Origin of the sequence: Oceanicaulis sp. (assembly GCF_051859625.1) — a bacterium.
Lineage (GTDB): Bacteria > Pseudomonadota > Alphaproteobacteria > Caulobacterales > Maricaulaceae > Oceanicaulis.
The window spans coordinates 426,381-442,250 of sequence record NZ_JBHYFH010000003.1 but is presented as its reverse complement, the minus strand read 5'-3'; the positions used below and the strand labels follow the sequence as shown (position 1 = coordinate 442,250).

Here is a 15,870-nt window from a genome sequence, read left to right as displayed (position 1 = left end):
CTGCGTGCATCATTAAGACTGACGACCCCGGGTGGCTCGCCGCCCGGGGTTATTTTTTGCCCCGTCATGGGGGCAGCCGGGATCGGGTCTTGAAAGAAGGAAGAGACGAATGCCAAGCATGTTGCGCGCCGGACTATCCGCCGTCGCCCTTATGGGCGTGGGCTTCAACGCAGGTTTTGCTCAAGCCGCCCCCGCACCGGACTGGGCCGATCAGGCTGACGCCCTCATTGACGCGCACTGGACGGCGCAAACGCCGGGCGTTTCGGTTCTGGTGAGCCAGAACGGCGATGTCGTCTATGCGCGCGGGGCCGGGCTGGCGAACATGGAAACGGGCGAACACGTTACGCCAGACACCGTCTTTCGTCTGGCCTCCATCACCAAACAATTCACCGCCGCGGTGATCTTGCAGCTGGTGGATGAAGGCGCACTCTCTCTCGACGATACGATCGGCGACCTGTTTGAGGGCTTTGACGAACCGGGCGCCAGCGCAACCGTCCGCCAGCTTCTCAACCACACCTCCGGCATCCAGTCCTACACAAACATTCCAGGCTGGATGGTCGAGGCCAACACCAACAGGGCGTATACGACCGACGCGCTGATCGCCGAGTTTTCCGGCCTTCCGTCACCCAACGCCCCTGGCGAGACCTATGCGTATAACAATTCAGGCTATGTCCTGCTGGGCGCGATCATCGAGATGAAGACCGGCTTGGCCTGGCACGAAGCCATCAAGGCGCGCATCGCGGATCCGCTGGGTCTTGAGACGCTGCGGTATGGCGAGGACAGTGCGTCCACGGCGAATATGGCCAACGGCTACACGGTCAATGACGAGGGCGCGATCGAGGCCGCCACCCCCATCCATATGAGCGTGCCTCACGCCGCAGGGGGGCTGATCGCAAACACGCAAGACCTGGCGCACTGGCTTGAAGCGCTCCATGGCGGCGAGATCGTTTCACCGGCGCTGTATCAGCAAATGACGGCGCCGACCGAGATGGCTGACGGGACGGAGATTCCCTATGGCTTTGGCCTGTCTGTGGACGATGTGCGCGGTCATCCTGCGATCGGCCATAGCGGCGGAATTTTCGGGTTCAACACTGACAGCGTCTATGTGCCGGACGACAATCTGTACGTCGCCGTGCTGGCCAATTCAGATCAGCCGCCGCTTGATGCGGGCGTCTTGATGCGGCGGCTCGCCAGCTATGCGCTGAATGATCCCTATCCGCTGTTTGAAGAAGTCGAGACCGATCTGGCGAGCCTTGAAGAGCTGTACGGGGTCTATGCGATTGAAGGCACGGACGACACGCGCCAGTTCTTCGCCCGTGACGGACAGCTTTACACGTTGCGCTCTGGCGGCAGCGCCAGCGAGGTCTTTCATGCCGGCGACAACCGGTTTTTCTATGGCCCGGACAGCCTGACCTGGTTCGAGATCGTGTCATCACCCGATGGGACGTCCCGGATGAACATGTATCAGCAAGGCGCCAGCGAGGCGGAGCCCGCGCTCTGGTCCGGACCCGTGCCCGAACAGCCTGACGTCATCGAACTGCCCGCCAGCACGCTTGAAGCCTATGTGGGTGCATACGCGCTGGGCGCTGCGGTGCTCGAAATCCGGTTCAATGACGCCGGCGCTTTGGAAGCCCAGCTCACAGGCCAGGACCCCATCGCCATCAACGCCATCAGCGACGTTGAGTTTCTGGTGTCCGGCGTGGATGCGCGTCTGGTCTTCTCCGCAGGCGAACCCGCACCCTCTGTCACGCTGCTGCAGAGCGGTCAGGAAATCCTGGCGGAGCGTGTCACCGAGTAAGCGTCTGGCGCCACTGCAACGAGATCAGCCCCGGGCGCGCCGCGTCCGGGGTTTTTCTTCCGCGGAGGGGACATCCTAGCCGTGCAGCGCCTGGGTCTTGATCGGGGCGAAGCGGTTTTCGCCCTCCTGCGCCGCGTAGACGGTCAGGCTGAGCCCGTCGAGCGTATAGTCAAAGAGGTTGAAGCTGGGCGGTTCGCCACGGGTGCGATGTGACAGCGCCGTGCCGGCGCCGACAAACCAGCACGCCTTGCCGTCGGGGCGGCGCTGATGCAGGGCGAAGACCTGATGCAGATGCCCGGTCACCACCAGATCCACGCCGGACTGGACGAACACTTCGGCCGCTTCACGTCCGCCATGGGTCTTGGCTCGGCCGGTCAACCCGCCCGGCGCCACCAGCGGATGGTGTGCGGCGACGACTTTCAGCCCGTTAAAGTCTGACAGGGACTGAGCGATCTTCGCAGCGTGCTTGGGGTTGGCCCGGCCCAGGGACCAGTCGAGCTGGGCCTGAAGCCCGCGCGCGGTGAGAAAGGATTCCACCGCCGCTTTCGCAGAGCGCCAGCTGGGCGTCACCCCCTGTCCCAGACGTTTTTCAAAGCGCGCCCAGGGGGAGGCGACGCGAGCGGCCAGGTTGAGATAAGGCGTGTCATGATTGCCCGGCGCCGCGATGACGGGCGCATCAATGGCGCTGAAGAAGTCGCGCGCGGCGTCAAATTCCCGCCGGCGGCCATATTGGGTGAAATCACCTGAGGCGATCACCGCGTCGGGCTTGAGCGCCGCCAGGCTTTCAAGCAGGGCTTCGGGCAGGCCGGGGGATTCCGCCCCGAAATGCAGGTCAGAAATCTGGGCCAGTCGGGTCATGCGTCAGCCTCCGGTGCGGCGAACAGGGCGGCGTTGGGCTTGAGGGAGATGCGCAGCGGCGTTTTCAGGGTCAAGGTCTCGCCATCCAGCATCACGGTGACTTTTGACGGCCCGTCCAGCACGGCGCTCTCATAGGAGCGTTGGGGCGCCAGCTCCCCCATATTCAGCATTTCGCCCAGAAATCCGGTCATCGCGCCCAGCGCGTCGGCCAGGTCATCGGTATGGGTGAAGATATGCTCGAGCACCTCATCGCCTGGCCGCGCGCCATGGATCATCGTCACCGCGCCGCCGGGAATGGTCATCAACGCATTGGCGCGGCTGAGCTTGCGCACTTCGTCACCATCCAGCGTCAGACGCAGGCGGGTCGTGGTGTACGCTTTCAGCGCTTGGCGCAGGCGGGACAGGGCGCGTAGCGGTTGACGGCCGTCTCCGTCCGGGCGCAGGGCCTCGCGCGCCTGGCCGACGCGCACGGGGAAGCCCGCCATCAGGGCGCAGAAAAACAGATTTCCCTCCACCTCGCCGGCGTGCAGCGGCTCGATGGGATAATCCGGCGCTTCTTTCAGGATGGTCTCGATGGAGCGGTCGCCATAGAGCCGCTTGGGCAGAAGATTCGCCGTTCCGAGCGGCAGGGCGATCACCGGCGTTTTGCAGTGTGTGCGCACCAGCTCGTTGAGCACCGCCGCCGCTGTGCCGTCTCCGCCGGCCACTGCGATATAATCAGAGGCCGCCGCACAGGCCTGATTGATGCAATCCTCAAAGCCGTCCTCGCAGTCATGAACGATGACCTGGGCCCAGTCCGCGGAGCGTGTGACTGCATCCAGTACTTTTTCCTTGCCCAGCTCACGCGTGGTTCCAGAATGGGCGTTCAGCACAAGCGACAAGGTTTTCAAGCGTCTACTCTCCTACAAGAGGGGGCGCCCAAGGCGATGGGCGCAGGGAAGTCAGGCGAGATGCTTTGATCCGTCACATTCCCGCGTTAAACCAACGCGCAAGTTAGATGAGGGATCCATCATGTTCTTCCGTGCCGCTCTTTTTTCTGCAAGCGCTCTGTCGCTTTGCGCTTGTCAGAACGTGACCGTCCAGTCCGATATCGACTGGTCGGGCCGTAATGATGACGCGCCTGAGGCCGCCGCCGCTCCCGCCGCATTTGAAGGGCCGGGCGCTGAATGGCGCTCGCTGGCGCAAAGCGAAATCCTGGACCGTCTGGCGCGTCCCGAACGTGAAGGTCGCGCCCGCAACGTCATCGTTTTTGTCGGCGACGGCATGAGCCTGAGCACGATCGTGGCGAGCCGGATTCTCGACGGTCAGAACCAGGGCATGAGCGGTGAAGAGAATTATCTGCCGTTTGAGCGCTGGGGGCATTCCGCGCTGATCAAGACCTATTCGGAAAACGCGCAAGTGCCTGACAGCGCCGCCACTGCATCGGCGATCCATACGGGCGTCAAAACCCATTCAGGCGCCATTTCGGTCTATGCGCGCGATACGATTGAACCGTGTCAGGGCGGCCCGGTGCCGCAAACCCTCGTCGAGATGGCCGAGGAACGCGGCCTGTCCACCGGCATCGTCTCCTCGGCGCGCCTGACCCATGCGACCCCGGCCACCACCTACGCCCATGTCACCAATCGCGGGTGGGAAACCGACACCGCGCTGCCTGAAGATGTGGTTGAAGCGGGCTGCACCGACATTGCTGCGCAATTGATCGGCACGCGCTCGGGCGCATATGGCGACGGTCTGGACGTGGCGCTGGGCGGCGGCCGGGCGGCTTTCCAGATGCAGGCGCAGGGCGGTCAGCGGGCCGACCGCGACCTCACCGCCGAATGGACGGATCTGGGCGGCGTCTATGTCGAGGATCGCGCCGGGTTTGACGCGCTGGATGCAGGCGATGACGCGCCGGTGCTGGGCCTCTTCACCCGGTCCCATCTCAGCTATGAGCTCGATCGTGACCCGGCGGTGGAGCCCTCTCTCGCCGAGCTGACCGAGTTCGCCATCGAGCGGCTCTCCAATAATGATGACGGCTTCTATCTGCTGGTCGAGGGCGGCCGGATCGACCACGCCCATCATGGCGCCAACGCCGCGCGAGCGCTCAATGACGCGCTGGCCTTCTCTCAGGCCATTGATCGCGCCCAGCAGATGGTGGATCTGGATGAAACCCTGATCCTGGTCACCGCCGACCATGGCCATGTGTTCACGATTTCGGGCTATCCGCGCCGCGGCAATCCGATCCTGGGCCTGGTGCGTCCGCCCGCCCCGAACCTGACCGACGCTGAAACCCCGCCCATGCCGGCGGGCGACGGCCGTCCCTACACCACGCTGGGCTATCAAAACGGCGGCCCGCTGCGTCCGCGCGGCGATGACGCCGAGCCCCTGACCGACGAAATCGTCATGGACCCGAACTATCGTCAGGAAGCGGCGATCCCCATGGGCTCTGAAACCCATTCGGGCGAAGACGTCATCGCCTACGCCGTCGGCCCCTGGGCGCATCTGATCGACGGCTCCATGGAGCAAAACACCCTTCACCACGTCATCACCCATGCGTACGGGTGGAGCGCCACCGCCGCCATCGCCGAGGCGGATGAGGACTAAGGTTCGAGAGAGCCTGAACGACAAAGCCCCGGTCGATGTGACCGGGGCTTTTTTGTGGCGGCGCCGAGCCATGTTGGTGTCGCCATACTTCAAAGTTCCAGAACAAGTGGGCGATGGTCGGAGACTTCAGGGGTTTCGACGACCTGGAACTCCCGAACGGCGCTGAGATCACTGATCAGCATATAGTCCGCGAAACGCCCGGGTTTTTTGTAAAACGAACTGCGCGTGCTGGTGAAACCGGTGTGCGCCACCAGCTCGGTCAGGCCCGAGGCCTGAAGGGTTCTGATCGTTTCACTGTCCGGTTCGACGTTGAAATCACCGCAGATGATCTTCAGATCTCCCGGCTCGGTCAGCTGATCGGAGAGGTCGAGCAAACGCCGCGCCTGCTCTGAGCGCTCCGGCGTATCCATCTTGCCGCGCAAGTCTCTCAAGCCATGCATGTGGGTGACGCTGACAAAGCGCTTTCGGGCGGGCGCATAGACGCGAACGCCATGGGCGTTGCGGGATCTGGGATGCTCGCCATATCCGTCCGGGGAATAGCTCTTGTGCACGAAGCCCTGCACCTGTCCGACGATGGGCAGGGCGGCGTGCACAAAGGTCGCGAGCCCCCATTGTGAGGGGACAGGGCGATCCCCGTCCCACAACACGCCTTGGGCGGCGGGGCAGAAGACGGCGGTATGGTCCGGCAGCGCCGCGCACACCTCCCGAAAGAAATTCGCGCGTTGCGGCAGGACATGGTCGCCATCGCGATAGGTGAGGCAGTCCTTGTCCGTCTCCGGACTGTGGACGACCTCTTGCAGGCATAAGATCTGCGGCTGCGTCGCCTTCAGATAGGGCAGCAGCCTGTCATGCAGCGTCCCGCCCCAGCCGTTCAGGCACATGATGTTCATCGGTCCGGCCTGACTCGTGTCTCCGCCCATACCCTCAGATCATCCCTCAGCCGCCGGTCGAGCCGAGTATAGCGGTTGGCGCTGAGGGCGCCATGGGCGGCGGTTTCTGGGCGTATTGGGGTGGATGGCTCCATGACGCAACACATCCTCCACCTCGTCATCATCCATGCGTAGATGGGGGCGTCACCGTTGCGGTGGTCGCGGCGGATGAGGATGACGACGAGGACGAAGACGAAGACGAAGACGAAGACGAAGATGATGGCGATGACGACTAGGTCGCGTCATCGCTGAACCTACAAAGCCCTGGCCAGATGGCCGGGGCTTTTTTGCTGGCTAAAATTATGGTCAGCTTCTATCTCTGGTAAGGATGTATCAATGTTCTTTGCGTCGTATTTAATAGCGTTAGCCAATTTGCTTCGCAATATGCTATGCTAAGAATATGAAATTGTACTGTTAGTTGATAGTTTCGTGAATGGGCTGAGGTGATATCGGGGGGCATGAGATTTGTGATGCCTTTAGCACCTCAAATTTTGCTAACGTGGTATTAATTAGAATCGAGCGTAGCTACATGCATGAAGGGGCCACAGCGATGAAGAAAATTACTAAAGTTCTGATTGCAAAACAGCTCATCCGGGATCGCGGGTTCAAGGTTGTAAAAGTGACGTCCCGTGAAGCGCACAAGAAGTTTCAGAGTCAGGCTATGCGCCGCGCGAAAAAAATGTCCGCTTGATCCTTTATGGAACTAACATCTAGTTTTTTCGCTATATTATACTCCCTTGTGCCGGGAGTAATATTTGTGTATTCGGTGCTCCTTTTTCAGAGATTATCTGTCGAGTATACTGATACTGTTTTCGATAAATTATTCTATGCAGTAATAGCTGCGCCATTTATTCACTTCTTAACTTTTTGCTTCCTAAAGTTCGCCCCGTGGGATATTAGTGTTGGGTATGCGCAATTCAATTTTGATAAACCAGTAAGGTTTATTTCAGAATATCGCGAGTTTGTTGCTTATTTAATTTCCGATGCGCCAAGTGGTGAAAACATACCGGCAGATACTGCGCTTCGACAATTCGGTATATATTCTATAGCTTCTTTTTTAGTCGCAGTAGTATCTTCATACTTGGCCACAAAAATATTTATAATGTTTTTTGGTGGTTTCCCTGGTTTCAGGCGAGGGATTTATTCTATTGTAAATGGGCCTGTGAAGCCAAAATTAGTCGCATCTGTGCTTTGCACCGAACCGAGTTCAGAAAAAAGCTATATAATATATACTGGAATTGTCGATCAGATCCGAGTTAGAAAAACTGGTGAAATAGTCTTTATTTATTTAAACTTTTGTGAGAAGCGTGTTGCTTCATTTAAAGAGCAAATAGTCTCAGATGAATTAGAAGATCGAATTGATGAGGTTTTCCAGTCTCATCCATCGAGTCTGTTGAATGAACAGCAACTCCGCTTGCAGCTTGATGAGCAAGACGACACCGCAATGCCGAACACACGCGCGCGACTATCGGATCGTGCTGGTGAGCAGCCATGGGAAGCGGGAGTGTTCATAAGCGGTGAACATATCGCTAATATCTATTTTGTTCCTTGGCGTGAACCTGCAATTTTGTCTGCAGGCGAGTTGATACTAGAAGCGATTGAGACTTATGCGATAAGCCTTGGCCTAACATTGCGAGATTTCATCGCACGACGCCTTCTGTGACAGCACTTAATGGTGCGAACGGTTAGGCGAAATGGAAGGATGATCCATCAGTCCCCGGATGAAGTCCAAGGACCGAGAGGCTCGCCCCCCCCCTAAATCACCACCTCGTCCGCCGGTTCGCGCAAATTATACCGGCTGGCCATGACCGCGCCATAGGCGCCGGTTTCGGCGATGGCGATGACGTCGCCTTCCTGGGTGTCGGGCATCAGGCGGTCGGCGCCCAGAAGGTCCGCGCTTTCGCAGATGGGGCCGACGATGGAGGCCATGCCCGTGCCGTCCTCGTCATAGCGCGTCAGGTTCACGATCTCATGCCGCGCGCCATAGAGCGCCGGGCGGATCAGCGAGTTCATGCCGGTCCCAAGGCCGATAAAGCGCGTGCCGAAGGCGTGCTTGATTTGCGTGACGCCCGACAACAGAACGCCCGCTTCGGCCACCGGATAGCGGCCCGGCTCCATCCAGATTTCATAATCGGGCAGGGCCTGTTTGAGCTTGGCGAGCTCCGCGTCCACTTTTGACAGGTCCAGCGCCGGCGCTTCGGCGCTTTCCGGCACGCCCAGGCCCCCGCCCACATTCAGGATGCGGATATCGTCAAAGCCTTCGGCGGCGCGGGCCAGAATAGCCCCGATCTCGCGCCAATGGTTCGCCTCCACCACGCCAGAGCCGGCATGGGCGTGCAGGCCGATGACGGTCGCGCCCGCTTGGGCCGCGGCCTCGCGCGCAGCGTCGAGCTGGTCGAGCGGAATGCCGAATTTCGCTTTCGGCCCGGCGGTCTGCACATGCTGGTGGTGACCGCGCGGACGGTCGGGATTGATGCGCAGGATGATCTCCGCGCCCTTGAACATGTCGGGCCAGTGGGTCAGCGGATGCAGGCCGTCAATGGTGAGGTTCGTCCCCAGCTCGATCGCGGCGGCGTATTCATGGCGCGAGGCGAAATTGGGGGTGAACAGCACCTTCTTGGGGTCGAGCCCGGGGAAGGTGTCTTTCAGGCGCATCAGCTCGCCCGGCGACACGCATTCAAAGCCGAGGCCCGCCTCGAAAATGGTTTTGAGGACCTCCGGGTGCGGATTGGCCTTCATGGCGTAAAAGGCGCGATTGACGCTCTTGATGCCCGCCACCGCGCTGGCGCGGGCCTTGATCGTCTCAAGGTCATAGACATAGCGCCCGCCGGTTTGCGGGGTCAGCTTGATCAGCTGGTCGCGCTTGGTCGCCCACCAGGGCGTGGGGCGTGCAGGCTTGGCGGCGGCGGTGTCGTTGAGCTCGGCCCAGCTCGGCCCGAAGACGGGGCCGGAAGGGGCGGGGGCGATCAGCTCTTCATGCAGGCGCGCGGCGAGGGTGCGGCCCTCGCTTTCATCCACCACCACGGTGAAGTTGAGATCATTGGCGGCCTGGCTGACCAGCCGGATCGGCTTGTCCTGGAACATTTCCAGCGCCGGGGCGAGCTTGTGCAATATGCGCCGCACGCCATAACCCACCAGCGACACCGCGGCGCCGTCCTCGATGATCTTCACCCGGCAGAACGGCTCAAGCCGTGCGCGCAAAGCGTCGAGTCGCGCCTGGTCGAGGCTGGGGTCGGGATCCAGGCTGACGGTGATGTTGGTTTCAGAGGTGGAGACGAGATCCACCGACACGCCGCACGCCTTGAAACAGGCGAAGACATCGGCGAGGAAGCCCGCCTGCCGCCACATGCCCGCACCTTCCATGGTGACGATGCGCACGCCGGTCTTCACAGACACGGCTTTGAGCTGCGGCGCGTCATCGCCGGGCTCGGACGTGATCAAGGTGCCGGCGAGTTCGGGGCGCAAGGTGGAGCGCACCTCCACAGGGACATTCGCGCGGCGGGCCGGTCCGATGCAGCGCGGATGCAGCACCTTGCCGCCCATGGTGGCGATTTCCTGCGCCTCGTCATAAGACAGCGCCTGCAGCAGGCGCGCGCCTTCGGTCAGGCGTGGATCGGCGCTAAAGAGCCCCGGCACATCGGTCCAGATTTCAAGCTTCGCCGCTTCCAGCTTGTTGGCGAAATACGCCGCCGAGGTGTCTGATCCGCCCCGGCCCAGCAAGACGGTTTCGCCGCGGTTATTGCGGGCGATGAAGCCCTGGGTCAGCACGAGGTCGGCGCTGTCGAGCCGCGCCTGCAGCGCCGGGTCGGCGCCTTCGATGACGGAATTGGACAGATAGCCGCTGGCGTCTGTGCTGTCGGATGACGCTGTCAGCGCGTCGCGGGCGTCCAGCAGAACCGGGCTCAGTCCTTCCTGACGCAGGCGCTCCATGCCCAGCACGCTCGCCATCTGTTCGCCCAGCGCCAGCAATTCCGCGCGCACGCGCGGGCTGGCTTCACGCACCAGCGCAATGCCGGCGGCCAGACGATCAAGTGTCTCAAAATGGGACGCCAGCAGGGTGGAGCCGTCCAGCGCGGCGTTTTCCGCAAAATCCAGATGCACCGCCTTGATCGCCGCGATCTCGACGCTGACATCGCCGCTGAGCGCCTTGTCGGGCAGGGCCTCGAGCCGGTTTGAGACACCGGACAGGGCCGAATGGACGATCAGCACCTTGCCGCCCGGTTTGTCCTGTTTGATCCGGGCCTTCGCAAGCTTTGCGATAACAGCCCAGTTTTCCGGCTTGGCCACGGAGGTGCCGCCGAATTTCAAAACAGTCCAGATACGCGAGGAGGGCAGGGATTGATCAGTCATCGGATCGTCCAGAATTACAACAGAACGACGGACATAGCCCGCCATGTTGCAGTGCGAAAGTTTTCATTCGCGGTGTTCACTTTACCCCGGTCCATGCATGGGGTAGGGCGGGCTTGAAATTTCCAGTTATCGCATGGGGATGCGTCATGTTACGGTCATTTGTCTATACTATTGCTGCGTGCAGCACGCTGGCGCTTGCAAGCTGCGCCAGCATCTCTGAAACCGCGTCCACGCCGGAGGCCGCTGCGAGCGAGCAGCCCGAGCGGGTCCTGATGATCGGGCTGGACGGGTTCCGCGCGGACTTCCTTGATCTCTATGACGCGCCGAACATCGAGGCGCTCGCCGAGCGCGGCGCCCGCGCTGAACGCATGATCCCGGTCATGCCGTCAAAGACCTTCGTGAACTTCTATTCCATCGCCACGGGGCTCTATCCTGAAAACCACGGGATGACGGAAAACGCGCCCTATGACCGCGAGGCGCGGACCGGGTTTGTGAACCCGATGTCGGCGCAGGACCCGTTCTGGTGGCAGGGCGAGCCAATCTGGATCACTGCGGAAAACCAGGGCCGGTCCAGCGCCATCATGTTCTGGCTGGGCTCCGAGATCGAGCATGACGGGGTTCGCCCGTCGATCTGGACGCCCTATCAGCACGACAAGCCCTATCAGGAGCGCGTGGACGAGGTGCTCGCCTGGTATGACGCGCCGTCTGACGACATGCCGCGTCTGGCGGCGGTCTATTTCGACCGCGTGGACAGCATCGCCCATCGCAACGGGCCGGAAAACGACGCGGTTGCGGCCGCGGTGGCGGAAGTGGACGGCTATGTGGCCCAGCTGGTCGCGGGGCTTGAGGCGCGCGGACTTCTGGACACCACCAACATCATCGTCGTCTCCGACCATGGCATGGCCCAGCTCTCTGAGGATCGCATCGTCGCAGTGGATGACTGGATCGATTTCGAGCATGTGTACTCGCCGCAAATGGAGGGGCGCTGGGGCGCGGGCGCGCAGCCTTACATCTTCCTGTTCTCCGAAGAGGGCGATGAGGCCGCCATCGACGCGGCGTATGACGCCATCAACGCCTCGGGCAATGACCATGTGGTCGCCTACAAAGCGGGCGAGATGCCTTCCCATTACCATCTCGACCATCCGACCCGCGGCCCGGACCTGCTGGTGGTGGCGGAGGCCGGCTGGTCTCTGGTCGCGCCGAGCCTTGAGCAATCGCCGCGGCGCATCATTCCGGGCAATCACGGATACGACAATCTGGACCCGGTCATGGGCGCGACCTTCGTCGCCGCCGGCCCCCGCTTTGACGGGGTGGGCGACGTGGCGGCGTTCGAGAACGTCAACGTCTATCTGATGATCGCCTGCGCGCTGGGGCTGGACCCTGCTGAGACCGATGGGGATCCCGCAGAAGTCGCGCGGGTGACCGGCGGTCGCTGCCCCGCGCAGTAAGTCGCACGCCCCGGGTGGTCATCCCGGCTTGGAAGCGCGCGGAGATAGCGGTACGACTTAAGAACCGCGCTTCGTGCGCACCTGAGTTTCAAGGAGGCCGTCATGGCAGACGAACCGCATCGCATCACTTTCCTGGCCAAGACGTTTTCGGCGGCGGCTCTCGAATTTCATCGCGGCCGCATGGCCGAACGCGGCTATCGCATGGAAGGCCGGATCGAGCCCACGGCCTTTCAGATGATTGACGAAGACGGCAAGACCGAGCCGGTTTTTGACGGCGAGCCGCTGTTCACGGTGACCTTCGTCAAGCGCGAGGACTAGGCCTTGGGCGAGACCGACATCGTGTCACACGAGGCTGTGGAGAAGACCTTCAAGCGCGCGGCCACCGCCTCCAAGGCGGTGGATCGTCTGTGCGTGATGTTTGAAGCGTCGGTCAAGGCGCTGCGTGAAGAGCTGAAAATCTATCTCGAAGGCGGCCCGCCGCCGTCCGAGGCGGATCGCTTTTCCGGCGCCTTCGCCTATCCGGCGCTGCGCATCATATACCAGCCTGACGGCGCCGTGCCGCCGATCAGCCGGGCCTACGGAAAGTTTTCCGAAGCCGGCGTCTATGAACAGACGATCACCCATCCCGAGCAGTTCCGCCGCTATCTGGTCGAGCAGATCGAACTGTTGTCGGACATGTATCCGGTAAAGATCGAAACCGGTCTGTCGGTGCAGGAGATTCCCTTCTCCTACGTGCTCGACGGCGCGGATGATCTGGATATGGACGCGGCCTCGCCGGCCGAGCTGGTGCGCCATTTCCCCTATGCCGATCTGGCGGGGATCGATGATGCGCTGCCCAATGGCGAGCGTCCTTCGATACCCGGGCGATCGCGGCCTCTGAGCCTGTTTGACGCGGTGCGCACCGACTATTCGCTGCAACGCATCCGGCACTATACCGGCACGCCCTATGAGGACGTGCAGCCCTTCATCCTGTTCACCAACTACCACCGCTATGTGGATGCGTTCGTGGAATGGGCGGTCGAGCAGGTCAAGGATGAGAACACCGAGTATGATTCTCTGTCCGCGGCGGGCTTCGTCCATGTGGACGCCAACACCGAAGACCCGGTGGGCGAAATCAGCGGCGCGCCCTGGCGGCGCTTCCAGATGCCGGCCTATCATTTGAAGACCAAGACCGGTCGCGGCATCACGCTGGTGAATATCGGGGTCGGGCCGTCCAACGCCAAGAACATCACCGACCATCTTGCGGTGCTGCGCCCTGAATGCTGGATGATGATCGGCCATTGCGGCGGTCTGCGTCATTCCCAGCGTCTGGGCGATTACGTGCTGGCGCACGCCTATCTGCGCTATGACAGCGTGCTGGACCGCGAATTGCCGGTGGAGATCCCGATCCCGCCGATCGCGGAAATCCAGGTCGCCCTGCAAGAAGCGGTGGAGACGGTTAGCGGCGATGATGCGGGCGAGCTCAAGCGTCGCCTGCGGACGGGCACCGTGGTGACGTACGCCGACCGGAACTGGGAGCTGCGCTATACGCAAGAGGCGCGGCGCATCAACCAGTCGCGCTCCATCGCAGTGGACATGGAAAGCGCCACCATCGCGGCCAACGGCTTCCGTCTGCGGGTGCCCTATGGCACGCTTTTGTGCGTATCCGACAAGCCCTTGCATGGCGAGCTGAAGCTGCCCGGCGCGGCGAACCGGTTTTACGCCAAATCGGTGTCTGAACACTTGGCGGCGGGCATCGAGGCTGTCGAAATTCTCAAGCGGCAGGGCGCGGATGCGCTGCATTCGCGCAAGCTGCGCAGCTTTGACGAGCCGCCCTTCCGCTAAGCGGCGCGATCAGGTTCCTGTTTGAGTGGCGGCCGGTTCAGCCGGTCGCCACATCACATCCTGCACGGCCGGCGGCGCGCCATTCTCGGCCGGGGCGGGGCGTCCGATCAGATAGCCCTGGGCCTGCTCGCACCCCACCATGTTCAAGAGCTCCAGCTGATCAGCGGTTTCAACGCCCTCGGCGAGCACGGGAATTTCGAGATTGCGCGCCAGGGTCACCACGGCGCTGATCACGGCGCGGGACCGTCCGCCGTCTGACAGGCCGTCGGTGAAGCCCTTGTCGAGCTTGATCTTGTCGAACGGAAATTGCCGCAAGGTCTCCAGCGCCGAATAGCCGGTGCCGAAATCATCCAGCGCCATGGAGACGCCCAGCGCCTTGATCCGCCGCAACACGCTGAGCGACTGGCGCAGATCATGGATCAGAGCGGTTTCCGTCAGCTCGATCTCGAGCTGGCTCGGACTCAGGCCCGTGGAGACCAGCGCTTGCAGCACCTTGCCCACGAGATGCGGGTCATTGAGCTGAATGGCGGACAGGTTGATCGCCACTTTGGGAGAGCCCGGCCAGCGCGCCACTTCCTCGCACGTGGTCTCCAGAACCCAGTCGCCCAGACGTCCGATCAGCCCGTTCGCTTCCGCCAGCGGGATGAATTCGGCGGGGGACACCAGGCCTCGCACCGGGTGAGGCCAGCGCACCAGGGCTTCATAGCCGCACACATCGCCTGTCTTGAGGTCGATCTGGGGCTGGTAGTGCATCATGAGCTGGTCGCGGTCGAGCGCCAGGCGTAAATCCTGCGCCAGTTCGCGCCGTTGCCGCACGGCCTCGCCCAGGGCGTGCTCATAATGCTGGATGCGGTGCAGCGGATCAGTCTTGGCCTTGTACATGGCCAGGTCCGCATTGCGCATCAGGGTGTCGCGATCTTCGCCGTCGTCAGGATACAGCGCCACGCCCAGGCTGGCGCTGGTGATGATTTCAAAATCCGCATGGCGGACTGGCGTCTGGAACAGGGAGTCGATCAGGTTCAGCTCGTCGATCAGGGCCGCTTCATCCTCGACCGGAATGACGACGCCGAATTCATCACCGCCCAGACGGGCCGCAAACCCGCCCGGCCGCTCATGCCCGCGCAACCGGTCGGCGATGTCGCACAACACGGTGTCGCCGGCCTGATGTCCCCAGACATCGTTGATCTCCTTGAACCGGTTGAGATCGATCATGAGCACCGCCAGCCGTTTGCCGTCTGCGCGTGTTTCTATGGCGTGGTCGACCATGGCTGAAAAGCAGGCGCGGTTGGGCAGGCCGGTGACGATATCGTGCAGCGCCAGATGACGCATGCGCCGGTCTGAGCGTTCGCGCAGCCCCGCTTCGACCGCATATCCAACTCCGCCGGCGCCCAGCACGACCAGCGTGGTGAGCGCCGTCGTGAAGGCCAGGATCTGGAAGGTGGCCGGGTTCAGGCCTTCAGAAACGCCTAGCGGAACAACGATCAGCGCGCCCATGCCCGTGAAGTGAAGGCTGACCACGCCCAGCGCCAGCAACAAGCCCGGGAGAAGGGTTTTCAGCCCTTTTTCGAGACGGCCCGACACTTCATACGCCAGCGAGGCGAAGAAGACGCCCAGAACGACCGAGGCGATCACATAGCGCAAATCCCAGACCACCACGGCGTCCAGATGGTAGGCCGCCATGCCCACATAGTGCATGGCTGTGACCGAAAGCCCTACGACCGCGCCGGCCAGCGCCCGTGCGAACGGCCAGGACAGGGTCGCGAGATAACTGCCGACAATCGTCCCGCAAACGATGATCAGAGCGGAAAACGCCGTCTGGTCCACATCCAGGGTGACCGTCGCAGACGGGCGATAGCCCAGCATGGCGATGAAATGGGTGGACCAGATGCCGGCGCTCAGACAGATGGCCGTGATGACCAGCCAGGCCACTTGAACGCCGCCTTCGCTCGCCTCGCTTCGCCGCTGCAGACGCATGCTGAGCAGACAGCTGAGCAGACACACCAACGCCGCCAGAATGACGCTGGGAAAATGGTGCTCCAGGGCGAGGCATGAGAGGATGCGCAACGGTGTCTCCTTAAGG

General features: G+C 62.0%; 12 protein-coding genes. 7 read left to right on the top strand and 5 right to left on the bottom strand.

All coding sequences use genetic code 11. From position 1 onward, the window contains the following. Positions 1–109: 109 nt before the first annotated feature. A complete protein-coding gene (locus ACTIGF_RS15370; protein WP_439637700.1) occupies positions 110–1,798 on the top strand; it encodes a serine hydrolase domain-containing protein in 1,689 nt (562 codons plus the stop codon). 75 nt (positions 1,799–1,873) lie between these two features. Here ACTIGF_RS15370 and ACTIGF_RS15365 read toward each other — a convergent pair whose 3' ends face one another. Both ACTIGF_RS15365 and ACTIGF_RS15360 read right to left on the bottom strand, forming a co-directional pair. Next, positions 1,874–2,656, bottom strand: coding sequence for a metallophosphoesterase family protein (locus tag ACTIGF_RS15365; RefSeq protein WP_439637699.1), 783 nt, complete (start codon positions 2,654–2,656; stop codon positions 1,874–1,876). Next, positions 2,653–3,546, bottom strand: a complete 894-nt coding sequence (locus ACTIGF_RS15360; protein ID WP_439637698.1) for a diacylglycerol/lipid kinase family protein — start codon at positions 3,544–3,546, stop codon at positions 2,653–2,655. The genes ACTIGF_RS15365 and ACTIGF_RS15360 overlap by 4 nt, the downstream gene beginning before the upstream one ends. 121 nt (positions 3,547–3,667) lie before the next feature. Here ACTIGF_RS15360 and ACTIGF_RS15355 point away from each other — a divergent pair, with 121 nt between their 5' ends. Further along, positions 3,668–5,239, top strand: a complete 1,572-nt coding sequence (locus tag ACTIGF_RS15355) for an alkaline phosphatase (protein ID WP_439637697.1) — start codon at positions 3,668–3,670, stop codon at positions 5,237–5,239. An 89-nt stretch (positions 5,240–5,328) separates the two neighbouring features. Here the strand turns inward: ACTIGF_RS15355 and ACTIGF_RS15350 are convergent, their stop codons facing one another. Next, a complete protein-coding gene (locus tag ACTIGF_RS15350) occupies positions 5,329–6,129 on the bottom strand; it encodes an endonuclease/exonuclease/phosphatase family protein (protein ID WP_439637736.1) in 801 nt (266 codons plus the stop codon). 92 nt (positions 6,130–6,221) lie between these two features. Here ACTIGF_RS15350 and ACTIGF_RS15345 point away from each other — a divergent pair, with 92 nt between their 5' ends. Together ACTIGF_RS15345 and ACTIGF_RS15340 are read left to right on the top strand one after the other, a co-directional pair. Beyond that, positions 6,222–6,404 (top strand): hypothetical protein, encoded by a 183-nt coding sequence (locus tag ACTIGF_RS15345; RefSeq protein WP_439637696.1) that lies wholly within the window; start codon positions 6,222–6,224, stop codon positions 6,402–6,404. A 521-nt stretch (positions 6,405–6,925) separates the two neighbouring features. Further along, positions 6,926–7,831 (top strand): hypothetical protein, encoded by a 906-nt coding sequence (locus ACTIGF_RS15340; RefSeq protein ID WP_439637695.1) that lies wholly within the window; start codon positions 6,926–6,928, stop codon positions 7,829–7,831. Positions 7,832–7,923: 92 nt separating this feature from the next. Here the strand turns inward: ACTIGF_RS15340 and ACTIGF_RS15335 are convergent, their stop codons facing one another. Next, complete coding sequence (locus tag ACTIGF_RS15335) at positions 7,924–10,518, bottom strand: bifunctional aspartate kinase/diaminopimelate decarboxylase (protein ID WP_439637694.1); 2,595 nt, start codon at positions 10,516–10,518, stop codon at positions 7,924–7,926. A 146-nt stretch (positions 10,519–10,664) separates the two neighbouring features. On the opposite strand from ACTIGF_RS15335, the gene ACTIGF_RS15330 reads away from it, so the two are divergent. From ACTIGF_RS15330 to ACTIGF_RS15320, 3 genes are all read left to right on the top strand, one after another. Continuing rightward, the gene (locus ACTIGF_RS15330) at positions 10,665–11,966 is read left to right on the top strand and encodes an ectonucleotide pyrophosphatase/phosphodiesterase (protein WP_439637693.1); all 1,302 of its coding nucleotides are present in this window, start codon (positions 10,665–10,667) and stop codon (positions 11,964–11,966) included. A 102-nt stretch (positions 11,967–12,068) separates the two neighbouring features. Then, the gene (locus ACTIGF_RS15325; protein ID WP_107711462.1) at positions 12,069–12,284 is read left to right on the top strand and encodes an AMP nucleosidase; all 216 of its coding nucleotides are present in this window, start codon (positions 12,069–12,071) and stop codon (positions 12,282–12,284) included. A 36-nt stretch (positions 12,285–12,320) separates the two neighbouring features. Beyond that, a complete protein-coding gene (locus ACTIGF_RS15320; protein WP_439637735.1) occupies positions 12,321–13,790 on the top strand; it encodes an AMP nucleosidase in 1,470 nt (489 codons plus the stop codon). 9 nt (positions 13,791–13,799) lie between these two features. Here the strand turns inward: ACTIGF_RS15320 and ACTIGF_RS15315 are convergent, their stop codons facing one another. Beyond that, complete coding sequence (locus ACTIGF_RS15315; protein ID WP_439637692.1) at positions 13,800–15,854, bottom strand: putative bifunctional diguanylate cyclase/phosphodiesterase; 2,055 nt, start codon at positions 15,852–15,854, stop codon at positions 13,800–13,802. Positions 15,855–15,870 lie beyond the last annotated feature (16 nt).

What these genes read in the sequence shown, in the direction of transcription:
- ACTIGF_RS15370 (WP_439637700.1), top strand. Translation starts at nt 110, where the DNA reads ATGCCAAGCATGTTGCGCGCCGGACTATCCGCCGTCGCCCTTATGGGC.
- ACTIGF_RS15365 (WP_439637699.1), bottom strand. Translation starts at nt 2,656, where the DNA reads ATGACCCGACTGGCCCAGATTTCTGACCTGCATTTCGGGGCGGAATCC.
- ACTIGF_RS15355 (WP_439637697.1), top strand. Translation starts at nt 3,668, where the DNA reads ATGTTCTTCCGTGCCGCTCTTTTTTCTGCAAGCGCTCTGTCGCTTTGC.
- ACTIGF_RS15350 (WP_439637736.1), bottom strand. Translation starts at nt 6,129, where the DNA reads ATGAACATCATGTGCCTGAACGGCTGGGGCGGGACGCTGCATGACAGG.
- ACTIGF_RS15345 (WP_439637696.1), top strand. Translation starts at nt 6,222, where the DNA reads ATGGGCGGCGGTTTCTGGGCGTATTGGGGTGGATGGCTCCATGACGCA.
- ACTIGF_RS15335 (WP_439637694.1), bottom strand. Translation starts at nt 10,518, where the DNA reads ATGACTGATCAATCCCTGCCCTCCTCGCGTATCTGGACTGTTTTGAAA.
- ACTIGF_RS15330 (WP_439637693.1), top strand. Translation starts at nt 10,665, where the DNA reads ATGTTACGGTCATTTGTCTATACTATTGCTGCGTGCAGCACGCTGGCG.
- ACTIGF_RS15325 (WP_107711462.1), top strand. Translation starts at nt 12,069, where the DNA reads ATGGCAGACGAACCGCATCGCATCACTTTCCTGGCCAAGACGTTTTCG.